Here is an 11,888-nt window from a genome sequence, read left to right on the forward strand (position 1 = left end):
CAGGCGACAAAAGCGGCACCCCCAAAGAGCTAAGCGATCAGGCGAGCCGCGCCGAGCCTGCGAACTTCCTGCGCCATGTCGCCTCGCTGTCGATGACCAAACTGGCCGATGGGCTGATCGACCCGAAGCTGGTGCTAAGCTGGCTGATGCAGGCGGTTGGCGCGCCCGCCTCGCTGGTGTCTTGGTTGGTGCCGATCCGAGAGGCCGGCTCGCTGCTGCCCCAACTGTTCACCGCACCGCGTATCCGCCGGATGCCGCAGCGCAAATGGGCTTGGGCGGCGGGCAGTCTGTTTCAGGGGCTGGCGGCGGCGGCCATCGTGGGCATCGCGATCACGATGCAGGGCATGGGCGCGGGTCTGGCGATACTGGCGGCGCTGGCTGTGCTGGCGATAGCGCGCTCGATCTCATCGGTGAGCTATAAGGACGTGCTGGGCAAGACGGTGGATCGCACGCGTCGCGGCACCACGACCGGGATCGCCACGACGATTTCCGCAGCGGGGGTGATCCTGTTTGCGGTGATCTTGATCACCGGCATTTTGGGGCGGATGAACCTTGTGATCGGGGCGATTTCTTTTGCAGCGCTGCTTTGGGGCGCGGCGGCAGCGGTGTTCTCGACCTTGCGAGAAGAGGACCAGCCGGGCGAGCCGGGAAAAGGCGTGGGCTGGCACGAATTGGCGCTGTTGTGGCAGGACCGTGATCTGGGGAAATTCGTGATTGCGCGCACGCTGTTGCTGCCCACAGCGCTTGCCCCGCCCTATATCGTGCTGCTCGCCGCGCAGGCGGGCGATAATCGTTTTGGCGCGCTCGGGGCGATGGTGCTGGCATCGGCGCTGGCCTCGCTGACGAGCTCCTATATTTGGGGGCGGTTGGCGGATCGGTCTTCACGCAAAGTGCTGATTTTCACCGGGATGGTCGCGGCGGTGTTTCTGGCGCTGGGGATCGGGCTGGATCAGGCCGATCTGATGAGCACGATTTGGGCTGCGCCGATCACGCTGTTTGGGCTGATGATTGGCTATCAAGGTGTGCGGCTGGGGCGGTCCACCTATCTGGTTGATATGGCCCCCAAGGACAATCGCGCCGCCTATACGGCGGTGTCCAACACGACGGTGGGTGTGATGCTGCTGGGGTTTGGCGCGGTCAGTTCCGCTGTGGCGATGATGGGGCCAGAGGCGGTGCTGATCGCGTATGCGGTGATCTGCATGATCGCCTCGAGGGTGGCGTTCACGATGAAAGAGGCGGGCTAGGCGCCCGCCCCGTTTTGTTTAGCCAAGCTCTGCAAGGCGGGTGACAGCGCCGCGCACTTTGTCGGCCTCTTCCTCGGCCCGCGCGAGGTTCTCGCGGGTCTCGACCACGACCTCGGGGTCGGCATTCTCGATGAATTTCGGATTGTTCAGCCGGCCTTTCAACCCGCCGATATCCTTTTCCATCTTGCCCAAAGCCTTTTCCAGACGGGCCTTTTCCGCGCCGATGTCGATCACCCCTTCCAGCGGCAGGCCGAACAACGCGCCCTGAGCCGGGATCGAGATCGCCCCTTTCGGGATCGCGGCCTCGGTGATGCTGTCGACCCGCGCGATGCGGAAAATCAGCGCCTCGTTATTGGCCAGCGCTGCGCGTGCGGCGTCATCCGCCTGCGCCAGAACCATCGGCAGTTTCAGCCCCACCGGAACCCCCATCTGCGTGCGCGAAGACCGGATTGCCTCGATCAGATCGATCACCCAGTTCATCTCGCGATCCGCAGCCGGATCAACCAGATCGGCGGCGGTATAGGTGGGCCAATCGGCATGCACTAGCATCTTGGCACGATCACCCTGCGGCGCGGTCAAATCCCACAGCTCTTCGGTGATGAAGGGCATAATCGGGTGCAACTGGATGTAGCACTGATCGAGTACCCAACGCATCGTTTCGCGCGTTTCCTCGGCATATTCGCCATCAAACAGCGGCTTGGCAAACTCGACATACCAGTCGCACACCTTGCCCCAGACAAAGCCATAGAGCCCCAGCGCCGCATCGTTAAAGCGATAGTTGGCAAAGGAGTCATCGACCAACTCGCGCACTTTCGCAGTTTCGCCGATGATCCAGCGGTTCACGGTATGCTTTGGCTGCGGGATCGCGCTGACAACCGGGCCCTCAAAGACGCCGTTCATCTCGGCAAAGCGGGTGGCGTTCCAGATCTTGGTGCCAAAGTTGCGATAGCCTTTGATGCGCTCTTCGCTGAGTTTCAGCACGCCGCCAAGCGCCGCCATCGCGGTATTGGTAAAGCGCAGCGCATCCGCACCGTACGCGTCGATGATCTCCAGCGGGTCAATCACATTGCCCGTGGTCTTGGACATCTTCTTGCCCTTCTCGTCGCGCACGAGCTGGTGCAGATAGACCGTGTGGAACGGCACCTGATCGGTCACGGCAAGCTGCATCATCATCATCCGGGCGACCCAGAAGAACAGGATGTCAAAGCCGGTGACCAACACGTCGGTCGGGAAATACTTCGCCAATTCGGGCGTCTCTTCCGGCCATCCCAAAGTGCCGATCGGCCACAGCCCCGAGCTGAACCAGGTATCGAGCACATCCGCGTCGCGCCAGATCGGGTAGATCAGCTGCGTCGGGTCCTCGGACATCTCGTAATTGGCAAGGCTCGCGGCCAGCGCCTCAACAGCGGCGTGACGGTCGGCCACTTCGATCACGCGCGCAGCGTTGAGCGGCGTGGGTAGACCCGCGATGCCCGCCTTGAACTGCGCAACGACCCCGCCGAATTCGGGCGCGCAGTGATGCACATCGCCCTGATGGACCATCTTGGTTTCTACCAGCAGCCGACCCATTTCGACCAGATCAAGGGTGCCATCGCCCTCGTCATCGCGGAAATCGGGCGCTTCAAGGTCAAGGCCATACCAGACCGGGATTTGATGCCCCCACCACAGCTGGCGCGAAATGCACCACGGCTCAATGTTTTCCAGCCAGTGGTAATAGGTCTTCTCGCCCGCCTCGGGCAGGATCACCGTGTCGCCATTACGCACCGCATCCAGCGCGCGCCCGACGATCTTTTCGGCATCCACGAACCACTGATCGGTCAGCATCGGCTCGATCACGACTTTCGAGCGATCGCCGAAAGGCTGCATGATCGGCTTGGCCTCGACCAGCGGCACCATGCCGCCATCAAAGCAAACCTTACCATCGGAATCGTCAGGCTCGCCGGGGATCATCACCGCCAGCCCCTCATCGGTGATCTGCGCGATCACGGCTTTGCGGGCCTCAAAACGATCAAGGCCGCGCAAGGCGTCGGGCACAAGGTTGAGGCTGTCGATCTCGGTCTCGGTGAAATCCGCGCCTTTCGAGATCTCCATCGCACGCGCGGCGCAGTCTTCGTAAGGCAACCCATCATCGCGCATCGCGCCTTTGGTATCCATCAGGCGATACATCGGGATGCCATTGCGCTTGGCGACCTGGTAGTCGTTGAAATCATGCGCGCCGGTGATTTTCACCGCACCCGATCCGAAATCCTTGTCCGGATATTGATCGGTGATGATCGGAATCAGGCGACGGTGTTCCTTGGGGCCGACCGGAATTTCACACAGCTTGCCCACGATCGGCGCATAGCGCGTATCTGAGGGATGCACCGCCACCGCGCCATCGCCCAGCATGGTTTCGGGGCGCGTGGTCGCGATGGAAATATAATCGCGCTCTTCCTGCACGACGATATTCCCGTGCTCGTCTTTCTCGACGTAAGTGTAGGTCTCACCGCCAGCGAGCGGATATTTGAAGTGCCACATATGGCCCGCAACTTCGATATTCTCGACCTCAAGATCGGAGATCGCGGTTTCGAAATGAGGGTCCCAGTTGACCAGCCGCTTGCCGCGATAGATCAGGCCCTTTTCATACATATCCACGAAGACCTTGATGACGGCATCATGGAAATTGGGGCTGTTCTCATGGCCGGTGCGCGGATCGCCCGGCGCGCCTGCCATCGTGAACGCGTTGCGCGACCAATCCGCGCTAGAGCCCAGCCGCTTAAGCTGGTTAACGATGGTCGAGCCGTATTGGCCTTTCCAATCCCAGACCTTCTCGAGGAATTTTTCACGCCCCAGTTCGGTGCGCTTGGGCTGCTGGGTCTTGGCAAGTTCTTTTTCAACCATCAGCTGGGTCGCGATGCCCGCATGGTCCTGACCCGGCTGCCAGAGCGTGTCGAAGCCGCGCATCCGGTGCCAGCGCACGAGGATGTCCTGCACCGTGTTGTTAAAGGCGTGCCCGACATGAAGCGCCCCGGTGACATTGGGCGGCGGGATCATCACGCAGAATGTTTCCTCGCGCGAGGCGTTTGCGCCCGCTTTGAACGCCCCCATCTCTTCCCATTTCGCATAGATCCGCGGCTCGGCGGCGGCGGCGTCAAAAGTTTTGTCCATTGTCATGTCATGGCATCCTTGCTGGCTTGAGCGTTGTGTAGCGCGCGCGCGCGGCAAGGAAAACCCTTCGCAGTTTGCAAGGGCGGCCCGAAGGGGGCGCTGCCCCCGCCTGCTGCGCAGGCTCCCCCGGGATATTTCAGGAATTTGGAAGCTGGTAACGCACCCTTAACCAGAATCGGGCCAATCAGGTTATGCGGGACAGGCGGGGACGCCGATGGCCGCGAATTTGGAAAGCGCCCGGCTTACCCGCCCCTCTGCGGTTCGAGTCGGGCGCGCCTTTCCTTTCCAAATTCTGGAAATATCCCGGGGGACTGACAAAGACTTGGCTTTGTCAGTTGGGGCAGAGCCCCCTCAGGGCGGCGTCCTAGACGGCGCGGTCGAGTTTCGTCGTCAGATGGATCAAGCTTTCGGAGTCTTTGACGCCCGGAATCTCGCCGATCACGTCAAGCACTTTATCAAGCTGAGGTGTCGAGTTCGCCGCGATTTGCAGCATCAGGTCGATGCGCCCGGACGAGGTGACGATCCGTTCGATCTCGGGCAGGGTGCGCAGTTTTTGCAAAATCGCGGCCTGAACCCGCAAATCGATTTCAAGCAAGACAGTCGCGCGCAGGCGTGCGGCTTTGGCTTCCTCACCCAGTTTGACCGTGTAGCCTGCAATCATCCCGTTGGTTTCCAGCCGCTCCAGCCGCGTCTGCACCGTCGAGCGCGCGACCCGTAGCCGGCGCGCCATCGTTGCGAGGGAGATCCTGGCATCGGCTGAAAGCAGGCCGAGAATCTTCTGATCGAGCTCATCCATGGCATCACCTTACAATTTGACCGGCACTTTCGTCATTGTAACGGAGTTTCGCAACTAATTTGTTCTTTTAACTGGTGAAAACGTGCCGCATATCGCGGACTATAGACGGACAGGAAAAGGGCGGCTCATACGTACCTTGCCTGCGGACTGGTTGAAACGCGTAAGCGCTCTCCCAACCCGCTCGGGGCAAGAGGTGGCTGCCACTCATTTGGCAAGGAGCAAGCCGATGGGACTGTCGAAGACAATCTGGGCAAACCCCGTAGAAGTTATTCGCACCAAGCTGCCGGATCATCCGGTGCTGGTGTTTGCACCGACCGTGCTGCAAGCGACCGCGCGGCGGTTTCTGGGCGGCTTTCCGGGTCTGGTGACCTATGCCGTGAAATCGAATCCCGACGAGATGGTGATCGAGAATCTGGTTGCAGCGGGTATCCGCGGCTTTGATGTCGCCAGCCCCGCCGAGATCGCGATGATCCGTCGCCTCGCACCGACCGCAGCGCTGCATTACCACAACCCCGTGCGCGGGCGGGACGAGATCGCCTTTGCCGTGAAGATGAATGTGAAAACCTGGTCGGTGGATTCGATCTCGGAACTGGAAAAACTGATCGAGATGGTCCCTGCCGAGGGCTGCGAGATTTCCGTGCGCTTCAAGCTGCCGGTCTCGGGTGCTGCGTATAATTTCGGGGCGAAATTCGGCGCGACCGCAGAGCTGGCTGCTGTGCTGCTCTCACGTGCTGCGGCGGCCGGGTTCATTCCCTCGCTGACCTTCCACCCGGGCACGCAATGCACCGATCCGAAGGCATGGGATGCCTATATCCGCGCCGCCGCCGAGATCGCTGGCAATGCGGGCGTTCAAATTGCGCGTCTCAATGTGGGGGGCGGGTTCCCGAACCACCGCTTGCAAGGGCCGGCACCGGTTCTCGAAGAAATCTTCGCGTTGATTGCACGGGTGCGCGACGAGGCCTTTGGGGCGGTGCGTCCGGCACTTGTCTGTGAGCCCGGTCGTGGCCTGGTGGGCGATGCCTTTGTGCATGTCACGCGCGTCAAAGCGGTGCGCGACGGGGCGCATGTGTTTCTTAATGATGGCGTGTATGGCGGATTGGCGGAGCTGCCGCTGATCGGGATCATCGACCGCGTGCAGGTGATCTCGCCCGAGGGGCAGTTCCGGCGCGAGGCGGGGCAGCCGCGTGTGGTGTTTGGCCCGACCTGTGACTCGGTGGACCGGCTGCCCGGCGAAATGGCGTTGCCGATGGATCTGGCAGAGGGCGATTTCGTCGTCTTCCAAGGCATGGGCGCGTATTCGAGCGCGACCAACACCCGCTTTAACGGCTTTGGTCAGCTTGAAGTGGTGACGGCGCTGAGCCTCAATTTCTAAGCGATCACGCAAGCGCCCTGACAAAGGCAATGAAAATTAACCAACCTTGCCTTACACTCTGTGGGGCAAGGTTTTTCGTTTGTCTTCGGGGAGGGCGATTTGCGCGGGTTGTTTGACAGGTTGATGTCGGTTTTCCGACGTCACGACCGGGCCAGCCCCGAGGCGCGCTCAGCCATGCGGGGGCGCGCGCCGGTCGATCATGTTGTGCTGCTGGATGGCACCTTGGGCAGCTTGCGGTCGGATCGGTTGACGTCGATCGGAATTATCTATCGGTTTTTGCGCCGCGCCGCGCCCAAAGCGTCGGTCTATTACGGGCGTGGGCTGCAATGGCGCGAATGGCATGACACATCAGATGTGTGGTTCGGTTGGGGCGTGAACCGCCAGATTCTGCGCGCCTATGGCTGGCTGGCGATGCGCTATCATCCCGGCGATCGGATTTTCCTGATCGGCTATTCGCGCGGGGCTTTTGCGGCGCGCTCGCTGGCGGGAATGATTGAACGTGTCGGGCTGTTGCGCGCCGAGGCCGCGATTGAACGCAATACGCAGATGGCGTGGCGTCACTATGAGGGGGCAACGCCTGCGCCAATCCTGCATGGTTTTCGCGATGGGCTGTGTCACCCCTCGGTGCGGCTGGAAATGGTGGGTGCGTTTGACACCGTCAGTGCGCTGGGCGTGCGCTTGCCGTTTTTCTGGATTTGGAACGAGCGGCGCGCGCAGTTTCATGACCATTTACTGGGGCAAAGCGTGCATCATGGCTATCAGGCGTTGGCGCTGGACGAAACGCGGTCCGTGCTCGAGCCGCTGATCTGGGACAGTGAGGGCACCGGGGCTTCGCGGATCGAACAGGTGTGGTTTCGCGGCTGTCATGGCGATATCGGCGGCCAGCTTGGCCATTATGAAGACTCGCGGCCTTTGGCCAATATCCCGCTGGTCTGGATGCTGGAGAAGGCCGAGGCGCTGGGGCTCTCGCTGCCGTCCGATTGGCAAGACGACTTTCCCCGCGATGCCAATGCCGCCTCGGTTGGTTCTTGGCGCGGTTGGGGGAAATATTCGTTGCTACGTGCACCGCGCGTCGTGGGTCGTGATCCAAGTGAGAGCTTGCACGAATCGGTGCCGCTTGCGCCGCCGGGGGGATGGCGCGCGATCTTGCGCCCGCGTCTGCTGTACCCCAAACCGGCCGTGCCACCCGCGTCGTCAGCCTCCGGGGGTCATCACGAAACAGGTGGCGGAGCCCGTAGCGTAGAGCCGCCCATCCTGAGCGCCCCGAATCTCGCCGCGCGCGACTCCGGTTGAGCGCCCGATGTGATCAAGCGTGCCCGTCGCGACCACCTCGGTGCCCGGCTTGATCGCCCCAATCAGATTGACTTTGAATTCCAGCGTGGTCTGGGTCTGGCCCAGTTTCAGCCCGGTGATCACTGCGCAGGTCATCGCGGTGTCGAGCACCATTGCATACCAGCCGCCATGAATGCCGCCATAGCCATTTGTTTGCGGATGCCCGGGCGTGCCACGCAGCTCGACGCGGCCTTCTTCGACCTGCGTGATCTTATAGGCCATCAGTTTCTGCACGGTGGGTGAGGGCACTTCGCCCGCCGCCATCTTACGGATGTAGTCGAGCCCCGATATGCTCAGAACCTCGTCAAGAGCGAGGAAATCCTCGGGGCCGTCGGCATATTTGGGATCGGGCATTGGCGTCTCCTGTTAGATGCGCCACAGGCTAGCGTCCGTTTTGGCAATGCCAAGGACATGCGTGACTTTCCTAGCGTCACAAGGCGCGCGCGCATGAAAAAAGGGGGCGCTTGGCCCCCCGTTTTGGTTTTCGCCGAAGGTCCTTCAGGCGACGTTTTCCAGAACCGTTTCGGGCGTCACGCCCAAAGCATGGCACACATCGCGCGTCAGCGTGGGGCGGTTGAGCGTGTAGAAATGCAGATCCTCGACGCCGCCCTCGATCAGCTTGTCGCAAAGCTCGGTGCACAGCGCGGTTGCCAAAAGCTGTTCGCGATCATCGCGCGTCGCGGCTTCAAACGCCTCTTCGACCCAAGCCGGGATCGAGGTGCCACAGCTTTGGGCGAATTTCTTAGCCCCTTTCCACGACTGGATCGGCAGGATGCCGGGGATGATCTTGGCCTCGATCCCCTCTTTCTCGCAGGCATCGCGAAAGCGGAAAAACGTGTCTGCTTCAAAGAAGAACTGCGTGATGGCGCTGGTGGCCCCCGCCTCGACCTTGCGCTTGAGCCAGCGCACATCGGCCAGCGAATCCGTGGCCTCGGGGTGGGGTTCGGGATAGGCGCCCGCGCGGATCGTAAAGCGACCATCTTCGGCCAGTGCCTCGATCAGCTCGACCGACGAGGCAAATCCATCGGGGTGCGGCGTGAAGCCGTTCGACCCTTTGGGCGGGTCGCCACGAAGGGCGACGATTTCCGTGACGCCAACCTCGGCATAGGCGTTCACGATCTCCATCGTTTCGGCTTTCGTTGCCTCAACGCAGGTCAAGTGCGCGGCCACATTCAGCCCGTAATTCTTGTGAATCGCGCCCACGGCCTCATGGGTCAATTTGCGCGTCGTGCCGCCCGCACCATAGGTGACCGAGACGAATTCAGGCTGCAGCGGCGCCAGAAGCTGCGCCGTTTCCCACAGCCGAAAGGACGCATCCAGCGTCTGCGGTGGGAAGAACTCAAAGCTGATTTTCGGCGTGGTCATGGCGGCGTTCCTTTTCGTTGGGTCTCTTGTGCCAGATCACTCATTGTGAGACAAACTCATAATATTCAAAATTGTTATGAGCCTGACAACAAGATGCACATCGAGTTCCGTCACCTGCGCACGATCAAGGCAATTCACGATGCGGGCGGACTCGCGCGGGCGGCGGACCAGTTGCACATAACACAAAGTGCGCTGTCTCACCAAATCAAGGGGCTGGAGGATCAAACCGGGGTCGAACTATTCGTGCGCCGCTCCAAGCCGCTGAAATTGTCGGCGGCGGGTATGAAGCTGCTGCGATTGGCCGAGCGCATCCTGCCCGAGATCGCCGCAACCGAGGCCGAGTTCGACGCGCTGCGGTCGGGCCGCGCGGGCCGCTTGCACATTGCGATTGAATGTCACGCCTGTTTCGACTGGCTCTTTCCGGTGCTGGAGCAGTTTCGCCATGCCTGGCCCGAAATCGACGTCGATATCCGCCCCGGTCTTGCCTTTAACGCCTTGCCTGCACTGGCGCGCGAAGAGGTCGATCTGGTGATCTCATCTGATCCCGAAACGATCCCCGGCGTGCAGTTCAACCCGCTGTTTGATTACGCGCCCACGCTGGTGGCCCCGGCCAATAGCCCCTTGGCGGCAAAGCCCTTTGTCGAGGCCGAAGATTTCGCCGATCAGACGCTGATCACCTACCCGGTGGATCGCGCGCGCATCGACATTTTCACGCAATTGCTGACGCCCGCGCATGTCGAACCCAAGGCGCATCGCAAGGTCGAGTTGACGGCGGTGATCTTGATGCTGGTGGCCTCGGGGCGCGGGGTGTCGGTGCTGCCCGACTGGGTGCTGCGCGAGGTGAAGTATCAGCCCGACTACATCACCCGCCCGGTTACCGCGAAAGGGCTGACCAAACGCCTTTATGCTGCGACGCGGGTCGAGGACGCGACGCAGCCTTTCATGTCTCATTTCCTGCGCTTGGCACGCTCAGAGCCGGTGAAATTGCAACGCGCATGACCGGGGGCGGTGCGCGGGCTCTTGGATTCCGTGCGCAACCCTTGTAAGGCAGCCGCTTGAAACGCAAGGAGCTCTTCGGATGCAAGGCAGCGCAAACCTCAACCTGATGATCAAGGCCGCCCGCAAGGCAGGCCGCTCGCTGGTCAAGGACTTCCGTGAGGTAGAGAACCTTCAGGTCTCATCCAAAGGGCCGGGCGACTTCGTGTCCAAAGCCGATCGTGAGGCCGAAGCGATCATCAAGGAAGACCTGCGCGCGGCGCGTCCGTCCTATGGCTGGGTTGGCGAAGAAACCGGCGAAGAAGAGGGCGAAGACCCGACCCGTCGCTGGATTGTCGACCCGCTTGATGGCACCACGAATTTTCTGCACGGCTTGCCCCATTGGGCCATTTCGATCGCGCTGGAGCATAAGGGCGAAGTGATTGCGGGCGTGGTGTTTGATGCTGCGAAAGACGAGATGTATTACGCCGAAAAAGGGCTTGGTGCGTTCATGAACGAGACGCGCTTGCGCGTTTCGGGGCGTCACAAAATGATCGAGTCGATCTTTGCGACCGGCGTTCCTTTTGGCGGCAAAGCGACCCTGCCTGCCACCTTGCAAGACCTTGCGCGTCTGATGCCGCAATGTGCCGGTGTGCGGCGTTGGGGGGCAGCGGCGCTGGATTTGGCCTATGTCGCCTCGGGGCGCTATGAGGGCTATTGGGAGCGTGGGCTGAATTCCTGGGATATCGCCGCTGGGCTGATTCTGGTGAAAGAGGCGGGCGGCTTTGTGTCGTCCCTGCGCGAGGGCCGCACGATCTTTGAATCGGGCTCGGTGGTTGCGGCGAATAACGCAATGTTCGACCCGCTGAAAAAAGTTCTGACGGAAAAAGCCTAGTATTTTAGACGTTCAATCGTCTCTAGGTTGATTTCTGGCGCTTTGTTCACTTCTTGTTCACCGTCCCGTGGCAGCGTGCAAATGCTGCCATAGGAGGGACGCTGCCATGTTCCAAGATCTTTATTGGGCCGATGCTGGCCCACACCAGTCGCGTGCAGAATTCGGTGGGGCCTACCCGATCGAAGCGGCGCTGGATGAGTTGCGCCTTGCTGCGCGCGACCTTGCTTTCGCCGAAACCGCTGAGATGATTGCGCAAAACCGCATCACTGTGATGGACGGAATGATTGCCGCCTGTGAAAAGGATGCCACGCAATCCGCCACGTCTGAGGCGGTGGCGTTGCGGGATGCGGCGGCAAATCTGCGCGAAGAGCGGGCGTCACTGGTGGCGACCTTGCCGTTGGAATGTGACTTTCGGGCCGATCAACGGGATCTCGCGCGCGCCCGGATTGCGGCGGTGCATGCGCGGCTTAGGGCGTGGCTTGAAAACCCGGATGCGGTTGAGGCTGCGTTCAATCCCAATATCGCCCAAGATGAGGCCGTTGATCTGGTGCACGAAGGGTTGGCTTGCTCGCCCGATGACATCGCGATGACCGCGCGTGCGCAAGCGCGTGCACGCCTCTATGAGGTCTCTGCCGGAGAGGCGCTGGATATTTCGCCCGTCGCGCCCATGCCGGCCACGCATTGTGCTGCTTGGCTTGCTGGCCGGTTGGTGGCGCGGGCGCGGGCTCGGCGCATTCGCAGCTAAGATGCGGTACCGAGGAT

The 11,888-nt window shown here is 61.3% G+C and carries 10 protein-coding genes; 6 read left to right on the forward strand and 4 right to left on the reverse strand.

From position 1 onward, the window contains the following. Positions 1–1,244 (forward strand): MFS transporter (locus QZ571_RS12310; protein ID WP_295535185.1); only part of this gene is annotated, 1,244 nt, incomplete at its 5' end. A gap of 18 nt (positions 1,245–1,262) precedes the next feature. Here QZ571_RS12310 and QZ571_RS12315 read toward each other — a convergent pair. After that, positions 1,263–4,397 carry a valine--tRNA ligase gene (locus tag QZ571_RS12315; RefSeq protein WP_295535187.1) on the reverse strand — a complete coding sequence of 1,045 codons (3,135 nt, stop codon included), beginning with the start codon at positions 4,395–4,397 and terminating at the stop codon, positions 1,263–1,265. Positions 4,398–4,755: 358 nt separating this feature from the next. Then, positions 4,756–5,187, reverse strand: a complete 432-nt coding sequence (locus QZ571_RS12320; protein ID WP_295535188.1) for an Lrp/AsnC family transcriptional regulator — start codon at positions 5,185–5,187, stop codon at positions 4,756–4,758. A gap of 226 nt (positions 5,188–5,413) precedes the next feature. On the opposite strand from QZ571_RS12320, the gene QZ571_RS12325 reads away from it, so the two are divergent. Together QZ571_RS12325 and QZ571_RS12330 are read left to right on the forward strand one after the other, a co-directional pair. Beyond that, the gene (locus tag QZ571_RS12325; RefSeq protein WP_295535189.1) at positions 5,414–6,559 is read left to right on the forward strand and encodes a type III PLP-dependent enzyme; all 1,146 of its coding nucleotides are present in this window, start codon (positions 5,414–5,416) and stop codon (positions 6,557–6,559) included. A gap of 123 nt (positions 6,560–6,682) precedes the next feature. Then, positions 6,683–7,852, forward strand: a complete 1,170-nt coding sequence (locus QZ571_RS12330; protein WP_295535190.1) for a DUF2235 domain-containing protein — start codon at positions 6,683–6,685, stop codon at positions 7,850–7,852. On the opposite strand, the gene QZ571_RS12335 is transcribed toward QZ571_RS12330, so the two are convergent. Together QZ571_RS12335 and metF are read right to left on the reverse strand one after the other, a co-directional pair. Further along, on the reverse strand, positions 7,754–8,245 hold the full coding sequence (locus tag QZ571_RS12335; protein ID WP_295535192.1) for a PaaI family thioesterase: 492 nt from the start codon (positions 8,243–8,245) through the stop codon (positions 7,754–7,756). The genes QZ571_RS12330 and QZ571_RS12335 overlap by 99 nt on opposite strands. 144 nt (positions 8,246–8,389) lie before the next feature. Beyond that, positions 8,390–9,256, reverse strand: coding sequence for a methylenetetrahydrofolate reductase [NAD(P)H] (gene metF, locus QZ571_RS12340; protein ID WP_295535193.1), 867 nt, complete (start codon positions 9,254–9,256; stop codon positions 8,390–8,392). Positions 9,257–9,349: 93 nt separating this feature from the next. On the opposite strand from metF, the gene QZ571_RS12345 reads away from it, so the two are divergent. The 3 genes from QZ571_RS12345 to QZ571_RS12355 all read left to right on the forward strand — a co-directional run bounded on the left by QZ571_RS12345 (position 9,350) and on the right by QZ571_RS12355 (position 11,871). Then, the gene (locus tag QZ571_RS12345; protein ID WP_295535194.1) at positions 9,350–10,255 is read left to right on the forward strand and encodes a LysR family transcriptional regulator; all 906 of its coding nucleotides are present in this window, start codon (positions 9,350–9,352) and stop codon (positions 10,253–10,255) included. Between the two features lie 79 nt (positions 10,256–10,334). After that, a complete protein-coding gene (locus tag QZ571_RS12350) occupies positions 10,335–11,126 on the forward strand; it encodes an inositol monophosphatase family protein (protein ID WP_295535196.1) in 792 nt (263 codons plus the stop codon). A 106-nt stretch (positions 11,127–11,232) separates the two neighbouring features. Then, positions 11,233–11,871, forward strand: a complete 639-nt coding sequence (locus tag QZ571_RS12355) for a hypothetical protein (RefSeq protein WP_295535198.1) — start codon at positions 11,233–11,235, stop codon at positions 11,869–11,871. The last annotated feature ends 17 nt before the right edge of the window (positions 11,872–11,888 follow it).

The sequence above is a fragment of the uncultured Thioclava sp. genome (assembly GCF_913064665.1).
GTDB lineage: Bacteria > Pseudomonadota > Alphaproteobacteria > Rhodobacterales > Rhodobacteraceae > Thioclava > Thioclava arctica.